General features: G+C 70.8%; 13 protein-coding genes and 1 tRNA gene. 7 read left to right on the forward strand and 7 right to left on the reverse strand.

Annotation, left to right across the window (positions count from 1 at the left end; genetic code table 11):
- Nucleotides 1-13: 13 nt before the first annotated feature.
- A complete protein-coding gene (locus HNQ70_RS03135) occupies nt 14-289 on the reverse strand; it encodes a hypothetical protein (protein WP_183964117.1) in 276 nt (91 codons plus the stop codon).
- A 700-nt stretch (nt 290-989) separates the two neighbouring features.
- Here HNQ70_RS03135 and HNQ70_RS20065 point away from each other — a divergent pair.
- From HNQ70_RS20065 to HNQ70_RS03155, 4 genes are all read left to right on the forward strand, one after another.
- On the forward strand, nt 990-1,694 hold the full coding sequence (locus tag HNQ70_RS20065; RefSeq protein ID WP_246434569.1) for a pseudouridine synthase: 705 nt from the start codon (nt 990-992) through the stop codon (nt 1,692-1,694).
- Between the two features lie 50 nt (nt 1,695-1,744).
- On the forward strand, nt 1,745-2,884 hold the full coding sequence (locus HNQ70_RS03145) for a methyltransferase (protein ID WP_183964121.1): 1,140 nt from the start codon (nt 1,745-1,747) through the stop codon (nt 2,882-2,884).
- Nucleotides 2,885-2,993: 109 nt separating this feature from the next.
- Complete coding sequence (locus HNQ70_RS03150) at nt 2,994-3,698, forward strand: FCD domain-containing protein (RefSeq protein WP_183964123.1); 705 nt, start codon at nt 2,994-2,996, stop codon at nt 3,696-3,698.
- A gap of 3 nt (nt 3,699-3,701) precedes the next feature.
- Nucleotides 3,702-5,438: an N-acyl-D-amino-acid deacylase family protein gene (locus HNQ70_RS03155; protein ID WP_183964125.1), complete on the forward strand. Its 1,737-nt coding sequence runs from the start codon at nt 3,702-3,704 to the stop codon at nt 5,436-5,438.
- Nucleotides 5,439-5,499: 61 nt separating this feature from the next.
- Here HNQ70_RS03155 and HNQ70_RS03160 read toward each other — a convergent pair whose 3' ends face one another.
- Nucleotides 5,500-6,207 carry an SIMPL domain-containing protein gene (locus tag HNQ70_RS03160; RefSeq protein ID WP_183964127.1) on the reverse strand — a complete coding sequence of 236 codons (708 nt, stop codon included), beginning with the start codon at nt 6,205-6,207 and terminating at the stop codon, nt 5,500-5,502.
- A 12-nt stretch (nt 6,208-6,219) separates the two neighbouring features.
- The gene (locus HNQ70_RS03165) at nt 6,220-7,785 is read right to left on the reverse strand and encodes a protein adenylyltransferase SelO (RefSeq protein ID WP_183964128.1); all 1,566 of its coding nucleotides are present in this window, start codon (nt 7,783-7,785) and stop codon (nt 6,220-6,222) included.
- Nucleotides 7,786-7,889: 104 nt separating this feature from the next.
- On the opposite strand from HNQ70_RS03165, the gene HNQ70_RS03170 reads away from it, so the two are divergent.
- Both HNQ70_RS03170 and katG read left to right on the forward strand, forming a co-directional pair.
- Entirely contained in the window at nt 7,890-8,762 is an 873-nt protein-coding gene (locus HNQ70_RS03170; RefSeq protein WP_183964130.1) for an enoyl-CoA hydratase, read from the forward strand.
- 186 nt (nt 8,763-8,948) lie between these two features.
- The gene (gene katG / locus HNQ70_RS03175) at nt 8,949-11,120 is read left to right on the forward strand and encodes a catalase/peroxidase HPI (RefSeq protein ID WP_183964132.1); all 2,172 of its coding nucleotides are present in this window, start codon (nt 8,949-8,951) and stop codon (nt 11,118-11,120) included.
- Between the two features lie 114 nt (nt 11,121-11,234).
- Here katG and HNQ70_RS03180 read toward each other — a convergent pair whose 3' ends face one another.
- Both HNQ70_RS03180 and HNQ70_RS03185 read right to left on the reverse strand, forming a co-directional pair.
- Nucleotides 11,235-12,062, reverse strand: coding sequence for a PEP-CTERM sorting domain-containing protein (locus HNQ70_RS03180; RefSeq protein ID WP_183964134.1), 828 nt, complete (start codon nt 12,060-12,062; stop codon nt 11,235-11,237).
- Between the two features lie 376 nt (nt 12,063-12,438).
- A tRNA-Ser gene (locus HNQ70_RS03185) sits at nt 12,439-12,528 on the reverse strand.
- Nucleotides 12,529-12,690: 162 nt separating this feature from the next.
- Here HNQ70_RS03185 and pncA point away from each other — a divergent pair.
- Complete coding sequence (gene pncA / locus HNQ70_RS03190; RefSeq protein ID WP_183964320.1) at nt 12,691-13,344, forward strand: bifunctional nicotinamidase/pyrazinamidase; 654 nt, start codon at nt 12,691-12,693, stop codon at nt 13,342-13,344.
- Here the strand turns inward: pncA and serS are convergent.
- Together serS and HNQ70_RS03200 are read right to left on the reverse strand one after the other, a co-directional pair.
- Complete coding sequence (serS, locus tag HNQ70_RS03195; RefSeq protein WP_183964136.1) at nt 13,308-14,600, reverse strand: serine--tRNA ligase; 1,293 nt, start codon at nt 14,598-14,600, stop codon at nt 13,308-13,310. The two genes, pncA and serS, sit on opposite strands and share 37 nt — an antisense overlap.
- Before the next feature lie 137 nt (nt 14,601-14,737).
- Nucleotides 14,738-16,096: a replication-associated recombination protein A gene (locus HNQ70_RS03200; protein WP_246434658.1), complete on the reverse strand. Its 1,359-nt coding sequence runs from the start codon at nt 16,094-16,096 to the stop codon at nt 14,738-14,740.
- Between the last annotated feature and the right edge of the window lie 9 nt (nt 16,097-16,105).

A 16,105-nucleotide genomic window follows, 5' to 3' on the forward strand; every position in this document is an offset into this window, starting at 1 on the left:
TCCGGGCCGGCGCTCAGCCCGGCTTGCCAGCCTCTTCAGCCGGGGCCAGGACGGCGTCGTCAGGCCAGTCGTCGCCATTGCCGTAGCAGGCACGGAACGCGGCGTCTTCCGCGTCGTCCCAGGCCTTGGCGGCGCGGCGGTCGAAACGCTCCCGGCCGGCACGCGCAAGCACGGCGGCGTACGCGGCCTCGACGGTGAGTCCACGGGAGGTGATCAATGCCTCGGCGGCACGGCAGCCCGCCTCGATGTCGGCGTCGGACGCGTCGGCGTCCAGGATCCATAGCTTCATGGGGGCGCACTGTAGCAGCGTCGGGCGCCGGCGTATACCCGTCGCGCCGCTTTCGACTACCCGAGGCCGGGGCGCGGCATCCGCGTGATCCCCTTGGCCGCGCATGGGGCCGGAGGCCATCCAACCGCTATCATGTGCAGGGGCGCCCGTCCGGGCGCCAGGCACTCGCTCCATGAACCGACCCACCCTCAAGCTTCCCAAGCGGCCCGACCGCGCCGCGCCGCAGAAGGCGCCATCTTCCCGCGCCCGGCGCGCACAGCGTGCGAAACCGGTGCAAGCCAACCCGCAGCCGCCGGCGGCGGAAGCGCGGGCCGAGGCGGGAGCGCGGGCCCAGACGGCGGCGGCCCAGACGGAGCCACCCGAATCGGTGCCGGCCCAGGCGATGCCGCGCCAGGACTCTCCTGGACTGACCGCGCCGCGCCAAACTGCGCCGCGCCAGGACTCATCGGGACGGACCGCGCCGCGCCAGGCTGCGCCGCGCGAGGCTGTGCATGGGAGCACGACGCCGGGCCGGACCGCACCCCAGCGGGCAGGGCCTGCCCGGGGGGTACAGCCCTCGCCTGCTGCGTCCACGCTCCCTCAGGCCACGCCCCGTCACGCCACGCCCGCGCAGGCCGCGCCTGCCCGCACGCCTGCCGACCTGCCCGCCACACGCATCCCCCCGCACGAGAACCCCGGCGATCCCCGCCTGTCCAAGCGGATGAGCGAGCTGGGTCTGTGCTCGCGGCGCGAGGCCGACGAGTGGATCGTCAATGGCTGGGTGAAGGTGGACGGCGAGGTGGTCGACGTGCTGGGCGCGCGGGTGCCGCCGCAGGCGCGCATCGAAATCGATCCCGCTGCCCTCGAGCACCAGGGCGAGAAAGTGACGATCCTGCTGCACAAGCCGCTGGGCTATGTGTCCGGCCAGGCCGAGGACGGCTACCAGCCTGCGGTGGTGCTGATCCGGCCCGAGAACCGATGGGCCGATGATCCGACGCCGCTGCGCTTCACGCCGGGGCACCTGCGCGGGCTGGCGCCTGCGGGTCGCCTGGACATCGACTCGACCGGGCTGCTGGTGTTCACGCAGGACGGGCGCGTGGCGCGGCACCTGATCGGCCAGGACTCCGAAGTGGAGAAGGAGTACCTGGTGCGCGTGGAGGGCGAGCTGAACGACGAGGGCCTAGAGCGGCTGCGGCATGGCCTGGAACTCGACGGCGTGAAGCTAAGGCCGGCGCGCGTGTCCTGGCAGAACGAGCACCAGCTGCGCTTCGTGCTGCGCGAGGGACGCAAGCGGCAGATCCGCCGGATGTGCGAGCTGGTGGGCCTGACCGTCACCGGGCTCAAGCGCGTGCGCAGCGGCAGCGTGCCGCTGGGCCGCCTGCCCGTTGGGCAGTGGCGCTACCTCGGGCGGAACGAGAAATTCTGAACGCGCCGCCAGCACCCGGGGCGCCCGACGCCCGGCCGCCGGCGCCGCCGATGGCCCGCTGGACCGAGAACGGCGAGGAGCGCTCGGCGCTCTGGCGCTCCGAGCGCGGCGCCCCTCCGCCCGTGCGCATACTGGTCGTGGACGACCGTAGCCGGGCGGACGACGCCTATGGCGCCGCCTGCCAGGGCACCGCGCTGCTCTGGCGCGGCGACTTCCAGAACGCGCGGCAGCTGCTCAAGGCCCTGGCCAGCCGCGTCGACCGCAAGCCACGCGTCGCAGCCGGCGCCGGCGCCAGGCGCCCGGCCGGATCGCTGGCGGATGCCTTCAACCGCGAGCGCCAGTCCCGCGCGCAGCGCGCCCGCACCCTCGGCATGTTGCTGATTCCCCTCGATGCCGACTACGCGATTCCCTTGCGGCGCGCGCCCGACCTGCGGCAGGCCTGCCAGGAGGCATGGGGACCGGCGCAGGCTGCTTCCGTGGTGCCACTGCGCGAGCTCCTCGGAGTGATCGGCGCACACGAATGGCGCAAGCGCGGCATCGAGACGCCTGCCGCGGGCGGACGAATCCACCCGCACTACGGCGTGTTCGCGCCGGTCCGCAGCGAATACGTCGGCCTGGTGGCGCAGGCGCCGCTGCCGGCCGCTGCTGCCACGCTCACCGCCTTCGACATCGGCACCGGCACCGGCGTGCTGGCCGCGGTGCTCGCGCGGCGCGGTGTTGCCCGCGTCATCGCCACCGACCTGAATCCGCGTGCGCTGGCCTGCGCGCGCGACAACATCGGGCGCCTGGGCCTCGCCGAGCGCGTCGAGGTGCTGCAGGCAGATCTCTTCCCGCCGGGCCGCGCGGGACTGATCGTCTGCAACCCGCCCTGGCTGCCGGCGCGCCCGGGCTCGGCCCTCGAGGAGGCGGTCTACGATCCTGGCAGCCGGATGCTGCTCGGCTTCCTGGCCGGGCTCGCAGCGCACCTGGAGCCCGGCGGCGAAGGCTGGCTGATCCTGTCGGACCTCGCCGAGCATCTGGGACTGCGCAGCCGCGAGGAGCTCCTCGCCGCCTTCGAAGCGGCCGGCCTCGCGGTCCTGGGGCGGCTGGACGTGCGTCCCACCCATCCCCGGGCATCCGATCCGGCGGATCCGCTGCACGCGGCCCGCAGGGCAGAACTGACCTCGCTCTGGCGACTGTCGGCACGCTGAAACCCGCGAACCGGAACGACGTGCCAGCGCAATTCTTGCCCTGGCAAGGAGCTCCGTACACAATCTTGTCGACAATCCTGGCGACGATCGCTCGTCGCCGCGCATCTCCGTGACCATCGAAGCCCTCTCCCTTCGCCCCCAGTCCGCCCCGGCCCAGCCAGGCGACGCCCGCACCTGCGCTTCCGCGCAGCTCGCCCGCGCCATCGTCGATGGTCTCGAGGCAGGCGGCTTCGCCCCCGGCCAGCGCCTCGTCGAGGCCGACCTGTGCGAACGCTTCGGTGTAGGCCGCAGCGCGGTACGCGATGCGCTGCAACGGCTTGCCGCGCGCGGCGTGGTCACGCTGAGCCCGAACAAGGGCGCGCGGATCAGCGAAGTGACGCTCGCGGACGCGCTCGACACGCTGGAGCTCACCGAGCTGCTGCTCGGGCTCGCGGCGCGTACCGCGGCGCGCTCAGTCAGCGGCCAGGGCGTGGCCGAAGCGGTCGGCAACGCATTGCGGCAGCTCGAACAGGCGCGCGAACTGGACGACCCTCGGCGCTTCGCCGCCGCGCGCAAGGCCTTCTACGCAACGCTGATCAGGGCCGGCGGCAACCAGGCGCTGCGCCGGGTCCTGCCCAGCGTGCAGGTGCATGTGCTGCGCGCCCGGTTCGGCTTCAGCACGATGCAGGCCGAAGTCTTCGACGAGTTCCGCGCGATCGGCGCCGCGGTGCTCGCGGGCGATCCGGAGCGCGCGGAGCGGCTGGGACGCGAACACGTGCGCCGCATCCGCGAGCGCATGGAACAGAACACCACAACGATACGCACCAGGGAGTGACGCATGGCTGACTACGACCTCATCATTCGCGGCGGAACCGTCCACGATGGACTCGGCGGCGCGCCCCGCATCGCCGACGTCGCCGTCAAGGACGGCCGCATCGCCGCCATCGGCAACGTGTCCGGCGCTGCCGCCGAGGAGATCGACGCGCGCGGCCTGCTGGTCACGCCGGGCTTCGTCGACGTCCACACCCACTTCGACGGCCAGTGCACCTGGGAGAACCGCCTCGCGCCCTCCTCCAGCCACGGCGTCACCTCGGTCGTGATGGGCAACTGCGGCGTCGGCTTCGCCCCCTGCAGGCCCGAGCAGCGCGACATGCTGGTCAAGGTGATGGAAGGCGTCGAGGACGTGCCCGAAGTGGTGATGACCGAGGGCCTGCCCTGGAACTGGGAGACCTTCCCCGAATACCTGAACGCGCTCGAGGCGCGCCGCTTCGACGTCGACGTGGCCGCGCAGCTGCCGCACTCGGCGCTGCGCGTCTACGTGATGGGCGAGCGCGCCGCGGCCCACGAGCCGCCGTCTGCCCAAGACCTCGCGACGATGCGCGCACTCACCGCCGAGGCGGTGCGCGCCGGCGCGCTGGGCGTCACCACCTCGCGCAACATGCTGCACCGGACCAAGGCCGGCGAACTCGCGCCCAGCCTGTTCTCCGAGGAGGACGAGCTGGCCGCCCTCGCCGACGGCCTGAAGGACGCGGGCCGCGGCGTGTTCCAGATCATTCCGGCGCCGATGGGCGACGCCGCCTCGGAGTTCGCACTGATGCGCCGCCTGGCCGAGCGCAGCGGCGCGCCGCTGTCCTACACGCTGATCCAGATGCCCACCGGCGACGAGAACGCCTACCGCACCTCGCTGGCCGCGCTCGACGAGGCGGCCGAAGCCGGCCTGCAGATGCGCGCGCAGGTGGCGCCCCGGCCCGTGGGCATGTTCTACGGGCTGGACCTGAGCTTCCACCCCTTCGCCTTCCACCCGAGCTACAAGGCCATCAAGGACCTGCCGCTCGCCGAGCGCGTCGCCCGGATGAAGGACCCGGTCTTCCGCGCCCAGCTGCTGTCCGAGCAGCCCGAGGACGGCAACCCGATCAACGTGAAGACCGCGCGGGCCTTCCAGTTCTCCTTCCCGTGGAGCGACGAGCCCGACTACGAGCCGGACCTGGCCGAAACCATCGGCAAGCGCGCCCGCGCGGCGGACCTCCCGGTGGAGGAGTACGCGTACGACCTGCTGCTGGCGAACGACGGCAAGGCGGTCTTCTACCAGCCGGCGGCCAACTACCGGGAAGGCAACCTGCGCGCAGTGCGCGAGATGCTCGGCCATCCGCACACCGTGGTGGGCCTCGCCGATGGCGGGGCGCACTACGGCATGATCTGCGACGCCAGCTTCCCCACCTACTTCCTGCAGCGCTGGGCGCGTGACGCCGCGCCCGCGGAGCGGATCCCGCTGCCGCAGGCGATCGCGGCGCTTACCAGCGAGCCGGCCGCACTGGCGGGCCTGCAGGACCGCGGCCGCCTGGTGCCCGGCTGCAAGGCGGACCTCAACCTGATCGACCTCGAGCGGCTCAGGCTGCACGTCCCCACGGTGCGCCACGACCTGCCTGCGGGCGGACGCCGGATGTACCAGGGAGCGGACGGCTACGTCGCCACCATCGTCTCCGGCATGGTGACCTACCGCAACGGCGAGCCCACCGGCGCGCTGCCGGGCCAGCTCGTGCGCGGGCAGCGCGAGGCGTCGCTGCTCGCCGCCTGATACCGGCGGACGCCGGGCGCCGGGCGGGCACCCGCAGCCTCGGCGCCCGGCGTTCGCCGGATCAGCGCAGTTCGTACTCGAAAGTGCTCACGACGCGCAGCCGCTTGACGCGCGCGCTGCCGTCGTCAAAGTCTCCGCCGTCGTCGCCCGAGATGCGGATCACACCCTGGTTGGCGCTCTTGAGGGCCCCAAGCGTGGCGCCGGCCTCGGCCGCGAACTTCGCCGCCTGCTCGCGCGCATTGCGCGTCGCCTCGGCCAGCAGCGGCGCCTTCACCTCGTTGAAGCCGCGCAGCTGGTAGCGCGGACCGCTGCCGCCTTCGATGATCAGCCCGGCCTGGATCAGCGGGTCGATCGCAAGCGCCGCCTTCCCCACCACCGCCACCCGGGCGGACTTCACCAGCACCTGACCGCTGCCGGTGAAGCGCACCGGCTGGTTGGGCTGCGCGTACTCGCGCGAGTAGACGTCGACGACCTGCAGCGGCCTCACCTCCACCTCGGAGTCCTCGATGCCGGCCTTGCGCAGGAACTCGGCGACCCGGTCGCGGTCACCGGCGAGCGCCTGCTGCACCTCGCCGAAGACATTGCCGGCCCTGCGGAAGGTGAGCGTCCAGACCACGAAGTCGCTCTCCACCTCCCGCTCGGCCAGGCCCTTGACGCTGACCGTCCGGTCGGACATCCGGAAGCGCTCCAGGCCCTGGGACACGGCCCAGCCCGCGGCTGCCAGGCCGGCAGCGACCAGCAGCGCGGCGATGACGCGATCGATCGACATGGTTTGCTCCGGTCAGGTGCCGCAGAAGGTGCGGTAGCAGGCGGTGAGTTCGCGCGGCGCCGGCTGCGCGAAGCGATCGAGCGACGGGTCGTCGTCGAAGGGCCGGCGCAGCGCGGCGAGAAGTTGCGTGAACGGGGCGAGGTCGCCATGGTCGGACGCCGCGTCCAGCGCGGCCTCCACCTGGTGATGGCGCGGGATGATCCTGGGGCTGGCGCGGCGCATGGCGCCGGCGCGCGCGCGCATCGAAGCGTCGGTGGCACCGCCGGCCTGTGCATCCTCGCGCCCGCAGCGCGCGCGCCAGCGGGCCAGCCAGGCCTGCGGCGCCTGCGGATCAGTGAACAGCGCGCGCAGCGCGCCGTCGCGTCCTTCGGCGGCGTCCGCCAGGAAACGCCACGCCAGCGTGAAGTCGACGCCTTCGCGGTGCAGCAGCGCGAGCCAGTCGTCCGCGAGGGCGGCATCCCCTGCGTCGTCCGCGAGCGCGGCAGCCTTGGCGTCGTCGGCCGCAGCCTGAGCATCGTCGGCGACAGCCGCGCTGCGCAGCCCCAGCCTGGCGCGCTGTCCCTGCAGCAGGCAGGCGCGATGCAGGTCCGCAAAACGCCCGAGCACCTCGGTGGCCAGCGCCGCCGCACGCTCGGGCTCGTCGGCGATCAGCGGAAGCAGGCATTCGGCGAGCCGCGCCAGGTTCCAGCGCGCGATCTGCGGCTGCCGGCCGAACGCGTAGCGGCCGCCCTGGTCGATCGAGCTGAACACCGCATCGGGGTCGTAGGCCTCGAGGAAGGCGCAGGGGCCGTAGTCGATGGTCTCGCCGGAGATCGTCATGTTGTCGGTGTTCATCACCCCGTGGATGAAGCCGACGTTCATCCATTGCGCGAGCAGCGATGCCTGCCGCCGCGAAACCGCGTCCAGCAGTGCCAGGAAGCGGCCGGGCTCGCCGGCCAGCGCCGAGTCATGCCGCGCGATCGCGTACTCGGCGAGCTGGCGCACCCGCTCCTGCTCGCCGCGCGCCGCGAAGAACTGGAAGGTGCCGACCCGCAGGTGGCTGGCCGCCACCCGCGTGAGCACCGCGCCGGGCAGCGCGGTCTCGCGCAGCACCTGCTCGCCGGTGGCGACCACCGCGAGCGCCCGCGTGGTCGGGATGCCCAGCGCATGCATCGCCTCGCCGATCAGCACCTCGCGCAGCATCGGGCCCACCGCGGCCTTGCCGTCGCCGCCGCGCGAGAACGGCGTGCGCCCGGATCCCTTGAATGCCAGGTCCCGCCTGCGGCCCTGCGGGTCGATCAGCTCGCCGATCAGCAGCGCCCGGCCGTCGCCGAGCTGCGGCGAGAAGCCGCCGAACTGATGACCGGCGTAGGCCTGCGCGATCGGCTGCGCGCCCTCCGGCAGCGCATTGCCCGCGAACAGCGCCGCCCCTTGCGGGCCGGACAATGCCGCTGCGTCCAGGCCGAGCTCGCCGGCGAGGGCCTCGTTCAGGAACAGCATCCGCGGCGCGGGCGCCCGGTCCGGCTGCCAGGAAACGTAGAAACCCTCCAGCTCGCGGGCATAGCTGTTGTCGAAGCGGAAAGCGGGCAAGGCGGTCATGGGCGGCGCGGTATCCTCTGATGAGCCCTTCAGTGTGCACCGAGTCCGCGGAGCGTGCAGCGCAGCCGCTCCACCGTCCCTGCCCCTTCCCCGCCGGAGAACCCATGGCCGACACCGCCTTCGAGACCCTGATCTACGAGATCCCCGAGCCGGGCATCGCCCGCATCCGACTGAACCGCCCGGAGCGCGCCAACGCGCAGGACACCCAGCTGCTCTACGAGCTGAACGAGGCCTTCGACCGCGCCGCGCACGACGAGGAGGTGCGCGTGATCGTGCTGGCCGCCGAAGGCAAGCACTTCTCCGCCGGACACGACCTCTCCGAAACCGACAGCGCGGGCAACATGAAGCGCTACCGCACCGTCAGCACCACCTGCGGCTTCGGCTGCGCCGGCGCCGAGGCGCAGATGTCGCGCGAGGAAGAGGTCTACATCGGCTTCAGCGAACGCTGGCGCAACATTCCCAAGCCCACCATCGCCGCGGTGCAGGGCAAGTGCATCGCCGGCGGCCTGATGCTCGCCTGGCCCTGCGACCTGATCGTCGCCAGCGACGACGCTTCCTTCGCCGACCCCGTCGTCAGCTTCGGCGTCGGCGGCATCGAGTGGTTCCATCACGTGCACGAAGTCGGCATGCGCAAGGCCAAGGAGATGCTGTTCACGAGCGAGGCGATCGGCGCGGCCGACGCGCTGCAGCTGGGAATGGTGAACAAGGTGGTGCCGCGCGCCGAGCTGCAGGAAGCCGCGATGGAGATGGCCCGCAAGATCGCCACCAAATCCCGCTTCGCGCTGAAGATGACCAAGCTGGCGCTCAACGGCGTGGCCGATGCCGGCGGCCGCGACATCGCGATGCGCAACGCCTTCCACCTGCACCAGCTCGCGCACACCCACAACCTGAAGGTATTCGGGATGCTGATGGACCCGACCGGGCTGCCCGAAGCCACGCGCAAGGCGATGGCGGCGCGCGCCGCCGCGCAGGAGTAGCGCAAGGGCCGGCCGCCCCGAGAGACTCACCCTATCGGACGTATCGGAAGAAGGAATTGGCCATCCAGGCGCCGCGCACCTACAGTGGGCCTGCGCGGTGAGTGCTTCCTGCCGCACGGCCGCCTCCGGGCGCCCGCGGCGGAAGGCCGACCAGCCCCAGACACGAAGGCAGCACAGGAGATGAACATGGACCAGAACACCACGAATTCCGCCGGCAAGTGCCCGGTGATGCACGGAGGCGCGACCTCGGCCGGGTCCAACAAGGACTGGTGGCCGAAGTCGCTGAACCTCGACATCCTCCACCAGCACGACACCAAGACCAACCCGCTGGGCCCGGACTTCGACTACCGGAAGGAGCTCGCGAAGCTCGACGTCGAAGCGCTGAAAAAGGACCTCGTCGCCCTGATGACCGACAGCCAGGACTGGTGGCCGGCGGACTGGGGCCACTACGGCGGTCTGATGATTCGGCTCGCCTGGCACGCCGCCGGCACCTACCGGATCGCCGACGGCCGTGGCGGCGGCGGCAGCGGCAACCAGCGCTTCGCCCCGCTCAATTCCTGGCCCGACAACGGCAACCTCGACAAGGCGCGCCGGCTGCTGTGGCCGATCAAGAAGAAGTACGGCAACAAGGTCAGCTGGGCCGACCTGATCATCCTCGCCGGCAACATGGCCTACGAGTCGATGGGACTGAAAACCTTCGGCTTCGGCTTCGGCCGCGATGACATCTGGCAGCCGGAAAAGGACGTCTACTGGGGCTCCGAGAAAGAGTGGCTCGCCCCCAGCGGCGGCGAGGGCAGCCGCTACTCGGGTGAGCGCGACCTCGAGAACCCGCTGGCCGCGGTGATGATGGGCCTGATCTACGTGAACCCGGAAGGCGTGGACGGCAAACCGGACCCGTTCAAGACCGCGCGCGACATGCGCGTGACCTTCGCCCGCATGGCGATGAACGACGAGGAAACCGCAGCCCTGACCGCTGGCGGCCATACGGTCGGCAAGGCCCACGGCAACGGCAGCGCCGCCAATCTCGGCCCGGCTCCCGAAGGCGCCGACGTCGAGGAGCAGGGCCTGGGCTGGATCAACCACAGCAGCCGCGGCATCGGCCGCGACACCGTCACCAGCGGCATCGAAGGCGCCTGGACCACCCACCCCACGAAATGGGACAACGGCTACTTCGAGATGCTCTTCAAGCACGACTGGTGGCTGCAGAAGTCGCCGGCCGGAGCCTGGCAGTGGGAGCCGGTCGCCATCAAGGAAGAGGACATGCCGGTCGACGTCGAGGATCCCTCGATCCGTTGCAAGCCGATCATGACCGACGCCGACATGGCGCTGAAGTTCGACCCCGAGTACCGCAAGATCGCCGAGCGCTTCCGCGACGACCAGGCCTACTTCACGGAAGTCTTCGCGCGTGCCTGGTTCAAGCTGACCCACCGCGACATGGGACCGAAGGCTCGCTACTTCGGCCCGGACGTCCCCCAGGAAGACCTGATCTGGCAGGACCCGGTGCCCGCCGGACGCAAGGACTACGACGTCACTGCGGTCAAGGCGAAGATCGCGGCCAGCGGGCTGGGCATCGGCGAAATGGTGTCGACCGCCTGGGACAGCGCCCGCACCTTCCGCGGTTCCGACATGCGCGGCGGGGCCAACGGCGCGCGCATCCGGCTGGCCCCGCAGAAGGACTGGGAAGGCAATGAGCCGGCGCGCCTGGCCAAGGTGCTCGGCGTGCTCGGGAAGATCGCCGCCGACACCGGCGCCAGCGTGGCCGACGTGATCGTGCTGGCAGGCAACCTGGGCGTCGAACAGGCGGTCAAGGCCGCGGGCTTCGACGTCGCCGTTCCATTCGCGCCGGGCCGCGGCGATGCCACGCAGGAGATGACCGACGTCGAGTCCTTCGAGCCGCTCGAGCCGCTGGCCGACGGCTATCGCAACTGGCTCAAGAAGGACTACGTGGTCAGCGCCGAGGAACTGCTGCTCGACCGCACCCAGCTGATGGGGCTCACCGCGCACGAGATGACCGTGCTGGTGGGCGGCATGCGCGTGCTGGGCACCAACCACGGCGGCACGAAGCACGGCGTGCTCACCGACCGCGTAGGCGCACTGACCAACGACTTCTTCGTCAACCTGACCGACATGTCCTGCACCTGGAATCCTGCCGGTCGGAACCTGTACGAGATCCGTGACCGGAAGTCCGGCCAGCTCAGGTGGACCGCCACCCGGGTGGACCTGGTGTTCGGGTCGAACTCCGTGCTGCGCGCCTATGCGGAGGTCTATGCGCAGGACGACAGCAAGGAGAAGTTCGTGCGCGACTTCGTCGCCGCGTGGACCAAGGTGATGAACGCGGATCGGTTCGACTTGGTCTGATTGTGCTGCAGCGGCCTGGCGGGCGCTCAGCCTCGCCTGGCCGTGACAGGGCCGGGCGCAGGCCCCGCACGCCAGAAACCCGCCGCAGCGGGCCTGTCGTGCGGTGGTTATTGGCTACCGCTCGCGGCGCCATGCTGCAGCGAATCCCGCGAGGCCGAGGCCGAGCAGCGCGAGGGTGCCGGGTGCGGGCACGGCGGCCAGAGGCTCGCCGTAGATGAAGTCGTCCATCGCCACGACGTCGACCCCGACGCCGTCGTTGGGTCCGAGCGCCGAATTTCCGGTCGTGATCCGGGCGCGGGCGATGCGCTCGCCCCCGTTGAACACCACCCCGAGAAATGAAAGACTGCCGTCGGCGACCGTGCCCGCTTCGACCGATGCGCTGTACAAGGAATTTCCGTATGCGTCGAACAGGGCGATGGTCGTGCTGTTCGCGAGATCCACGTCGGTGAATACCGCGCCGAAGCCGCTCACCGTTGCCGCCACGGCGCCGTTGCTGCCGGGCAGGAAGAACAGGACGTCGGTGATGTTGCTGCCAACCGGCACCAGCAGGCGAGCCGAGCTGAACGGGCCGAACGTCTCGCCGTAGGTCGGATTGCTGAAGAGCCCCTCCAGCCCGTCGGGCGTAGCCTGGGAGAGGCCGGTCCCCGGTGTGCTGAGCTGCACGCCGCGCGTATCCAGGAACGTGTTGAATGGCGTGATCGCGGCAGTGGTGTTGGTACTCCCGCCACCGTCCCAGTTGATCTCGCGGCGACCGCCGGCAAGCGGCCCCGGCGCGTCGCCGTTGCTGGGAGTGCCCAGCGCCAGCCGGAAGGAATCGACCGTGGACTGGATGGAGGCTGCACTGCCGTCGCCACCCGCCGAGAACGTGATGGGCGCCGCAGCAGCCAGGGTCGACAGGGAGATGGCAGCGAATGAGAAAACGAGCCTGACAGGTAGCAGCATTTCTTCACCCCCCGAGTCCGTCGCTCCGCCGAAACAGCGCCTTGAGGCACACGTGGGGCATGCAAGCGATGTGCCCGTCGAGGAATGTTTCGCGGAATCAGCGACATCCGTTCGACCGCGCGTGCGCGCCGACTCCGGGATGTAAAGCCAGCCGACACTTCGGCAGCCGCCCGCGGGAGTTGCGACGGGGATCGACGCGTGTTCCGGCAGGGCTCTCCGACAGAAACGGGAGGCTCCTGCGCGCTTCACCTGCCGTAAGGAATCTCCACTTCGGCATCCTTCGACCGAGCCAGTAGCGAAACTGGAATGCCCGGGAGGTGCCAGGAGAGCCTTCGATGGGCGGCTTTCCTTGAGAATCAGCTGCGGGGGGTGCAGCTGGCGGAGAGGGTGGGATTCGAACCCACGTTAGGGTTGCCCCTAAACCAGATTTCGAGTCTGGCGCATTCGACCACTCTGCCACCTCTCCGCGATCGAAGCTCGAAACTATATCAGAACTCGGCCGCGCGTTCATCGGGACCCGCCACGCGCGGCTCGTTGTACCCTGGAGCGTGGGCCTCGAGGAGACGATTTTGTGACAACGTTGCGTGGAGCGCGGGCGACCGTGCCGGGGGAGGATCGGCCGGTCTTTCTGGTCGGACCGAAGGACTGCCTGCTCGTGGTCGATGTGCAAAAGGACTTCACCAGGGGCGGCAGCCTTGAGGTGCCCGACGCCGACGCCGTGGTGCCGCTGATCAATCTGCTCGCGCGTCGCTTCGTCAACGTGGTGATCACGCAGGACTGGCATACCCCCGGGCATTCCTCCTTCGCGTCCTCGCACGCGGGCCGCAAGCCCTTCGACACCATCGAACTTTCCTATGGCACCCAGGTGCTGTGGCCGGATCATTGCGTGCAGGACACGCCAGGCGCCGCGCTGCACGAGCGGCTGGACGTGCCGCATGCGCAGCTCACGCTGCGCAAGGGCTTCCATCCGCAGATCGACAGCTACTCGGTGTTCCTGGAGGCCGACCGCCGCACGTACACGGGGCTGTCAGGCTACCTTGCGCTGCGCGGCATCGACCGGGTGTTCCTCGCCGGGCTGACCACCGACTTCTGCGTCGCCTGGAGCGCGCTGGACGCGCGCCGTTTCGGCTTCGCCGCCGTGGTGCTGGAGGACGCCTGCCGGGCAATCGACACCAACGGCTCGCTGGCGAGCGCCTGGGCGGCGATGAAGGCGGCGGGCGTCGAGCGCGCCCGTACCTTCCAGGTTCAGGCCGAGCCGATGAACTCCGCGCCGCCCATGTAGGCACGCAGCGCCTCGGGAACGCGCACCGTGCCGTTGGGCTGCTGGAAGTTCTCGAGCACCGCCACCAGGGTGCGGCCCACGGCGAGGCCGGAACCGTTGAGGGTGTGCACCAGCTCGGGCTTGCCCTGTGCGTTGCGGAAGCGCGCCTGCATGCGGCGCGCCTGGAAGGCCTCGCAGTTGGAGCAGGACGAGATCTCCCGGTAGGCGTTCTGCGCGGGCAGCCAGACCTCGAGGTCGTAGGTCCTGGCGGCGCCGAAGCCCATGTCGCCGGTGCACAGCAGCATCACGCGGTACGGCAGCCGCAGCTTGCGCAGGATGTTCTCGGCGTGGCCCACCATCTCCTCGAGCGCCTCGGTGGAGCGCTCCGGGTGCTCGATGCGCACCATCTCGACCTTGTCGAACTGGTGCTGGCGGATCATCCCGCGGGTGTCGCGGCCATAGGAGCCGGCTTCCGAGCGGAAGCACGGCGTGTGCGCGGTGAGCTTCACCGGCAGCGCGTCGGCGGCGAGGATCTCGCCGCGCACCACGTTGGTCAGCGGAACCTCGGAGGTGGGGATCAGGTAGAGCGCCTCGCCATCGCCTTCCTGGCCGCCTTTCTTGGTGGCGAACAGGTCGGCCTCGAACTTCGGCAGCTGGCCGGTGCCGCGCAGGGTTTCGGCGTTGACGATGTAGGGCGTGTAGCACTCGGTGTAGCCATGCTCGACGGTCTGGACGTCGAGCATGAACTGCGCAAGCGCGCGGTGCAGCCGCGCGATGGGGCCGCGCAGCATCGAGAAGCGCGATCCGGACAGCTTGGCGGCGGTCTCGAAGTCGAGCCCGAGCGGCCCGCCGATGTCGACGTGGTCGCGCGGCTCGTACTCGAAGCGCGTGGGCTCGCCCCAGCGGCGCACCTCGACGTTGTCCGCTTCGGAGCGCCCCTCGGGAACCTCCGCCTGCGGCAGGTTGGGCAGGGCCAGCAGCCACTCGTTCAGCTCGGCCTGCACTGCGTCGTTGCGCTCGGCGGCGCGCGCGAGTTCGTCACCCAGCCCGGCCACCTCGGCCATCACCGCGGAGACGTCGCCGCCCTTGCCCTTGATCGCGCCGATCTGCTTGGAGAGCGCGTTGCGCTTCGCCTGCAGCTCCTCGGAGTGCGTCTGCACTTCCTTGCGGCGCGCCTCGAGCGCGCGGAAGGCCGCGGTGTCGAGGGTGAAGCCGCGCGCCGCGAGCCTGGCGGCGACGTGGTCGAGGTCCTTGCGGAGAAGCTGGATGTCGAGCATTTGAGCGCTTGGGGGCGGCTGCGCGGGCTGGTCGGCTGCCGCGCGGGGGCGCCCCGGTTCGGTTTGGGACAGCCTGCGATGTTAGCAGGCGACAGGCCCGCGAAGATGTCCGCCCCGGCAGGCGCCCGGGGCCTGTCTCAATCGCCCTTGCCGGCCTGTTCGTCCAGCGAGCGCAGCCAGTCGAGCTTCTCGCGGATCTTCGCCTCCATGCCGCGCGCCACCGGCCGGTAGAAGCCGGGCTCCGGGACGCCCTCGGGCATGTAGGTCTCGCCGGCGGCATAGCCATGCGGCTCGTCCTGCGCGTAGCGGTAGGCGCGGCCGTAGCCGAGTTCCTTCATCAGCCGCGTGGGCGCATTGCGCAGGTGGATCGGCACCGGCGCCGAACCGTGCGACTTCACGAACTCGCGCGCCTCGTTGTAGGCCTTGTAGACCGCGTTGGACTTGGCCGCGCATGCCATGTAGACCACCGCCTCGGCCAGCGCGAGCTCGCCCTCTGGCGAGCCGAGGCGCTCGTAGACCTCGGCGGCGTCGAGCGCGATGCGCAGCGCGCGAGGATCGGCCAGGCCGACGTCCTCGCTGGCCATCCGCAGGATGCGGCGCGCCAGGTAGCGCGGGTCGGCGCCGCCGTCGAGCATGCGGCAGAACCAGTACAGCGCGGCATCCGGGTGCGAGCCGCGCACCGTCTTGTGCAGCGCCGAGATCTGGTCGTAGAAGGCCTCGCCGCCCTTGTCGAAGCGGCGCAGGTTCTGGCTGAGCGCCTGTTCGAGATAGGCCGCGTCGACCGCCGTGCGGCCCTGCGCCCGCGCGGCCTCGACCACCACCTCGATCGCGTTGATCAGCCGGCGCGCATCGCCGTCGGCCCAGCCGACCAGGCGCTCGCGGGCGGCCGGATCGAAGCTGGGCACGGCTTCGACGGCGGAATCGGGCGTGCCGGCGCCGGCGGTGGCCGGCGGCGCGAGATGCCCCGGCGCCCCCCGGGACGGGGCGCCCGGTTCCTGTCCGGGCTCGGCCAGCCGCTCCAGCGCGCGCTCGAACAGCGCGCCCATCTCCTCGGCGCTGAGCGGCTGCAGCACGTAGACCCGGGCGCGCGACAGCAGCGCGCCGTTGACCTCGAAGGACGGGTTCTCGGTGGTGGCGCCGATGAAGGTGAACAGACCGCTCTCGACGTGCGGCAGGAAGGCGTCCTGCTGCGCCTTGTTGAAGCGGTGCACCTCGTCGACGAAAAGGATCGTCGCCCTGCCCTGCTCGCGCGCGACCTGCGCCGCGACAACGGCTTCGCGGATGTCCTTGACGCCGCCAAGCACGGCCGAGATCACGATGAACTGGGCGTCGAAGGCGTCGGCCATCAGCCGGGCCAGCGTGGTCTTGCCAACGCCTGGCGGGCCCCAGAAGATCATCGAGTGCGGCCGGCCGGTCTCGAACGCGACCCGCAGCGGCTTGCCCGGACCCACCAGGTGAGCCTGGCCCACCACCTCGTCCAGCGTGCGCGGCCGCATGCGCTCGGC

This window comes from Quisquiliibacterium transsilvanicum (assembly GCF_014202215.1).
Taxonomy (GTDB): Bacteria; Pseudomonadota; Gammaproteobacteria; order Burkholderiales; family Burkholderiaceae_E; genus Quisquiliibacterium; species Quisquiliibacterium transsilvanicum.

Excerpts from the sequence above, each read along its gene's own strand:
- HNQ70_RS03135 (WP_183964117.1), bottom strand. The coding sequence starts at position 289 with ATGAAGCTATGGATCCTGGACGCCGACGCGTCCGACGCCGACATCGAG.
- HNQ70_RS20065 (WP_246434569.1), top strand. The coding sequence starts at position 990 with ATGAGCGAGCTGGGTCTGTGCTCGCGGCGCGAGGCCGACGAGTGGATC.
- HNQ70_RS03145 (WP_183964121.1), top strand. The coding sequence starts at position 1,745 with ATGGCCCGCTGGACCGAGAACGGCGAGGAGCGCTCGGCGCTCTGGCGC.
- HNQ70_RS03155 (WP_183964125.1), top strand. The coding sequence starts at position 3,702 with ATGGCTGACTACGACCTCATCATTCGCGGCGGAACCGTCCACGATGGA.
- HNQ70_RS03160 (WP_183964127.1), bottom strand. The coding sequence starts at position 6,207 with ATGTCGATCGATCGCGTCATCGCCGCGCTGCTGGTCGCTGCCGGCCTG.
- HNQ70_RS03165 (WP_183964128.1), bottom strand. The coding sequence starts at position 7,785 with ATGACCGCCTTGCCCGCTTTCCGCTTCGACAACAGCTATGCCCGCGAG.
- HNQ70_RS03170 (WP_183964130.1), top strand. The coding sequence starts at position 7,890 with ATGGCCGACACCGCCTTCGAGACCCTGATCTACGAGATCCCCGAGCCG.
- katG (WP_183964132.1), top strand. The coding sequence starts at position 8,949 with ATGGACCAGAACACCACGAATTCCGCCGGCAAGTGCCCGGTGATGCAC.
- HNQ70_RS03180 (WP_183964134.1), bottom strand. The coding sequence starts at position 12,062 with ATGCTGCTACCTGTCAGGCTCGTTTTCTCATTCGCTGCCATCTCCCTG.
- serS (WP_183964136.1), bottom strand. The coding sequence starts at position 14,600 with ATGCTCGACATCCAGCTTCTCCGCAAGGACCTCGACCACGTCGCCGCC.
- HNQ70_RS03200 (WP_246434658.1), bottom strand. The coding sequence starts at position 16,096 with ATGCGGCCGCGCACGCTGGACGAGGTGGTGGGCCAGGCTCACCTGGTG.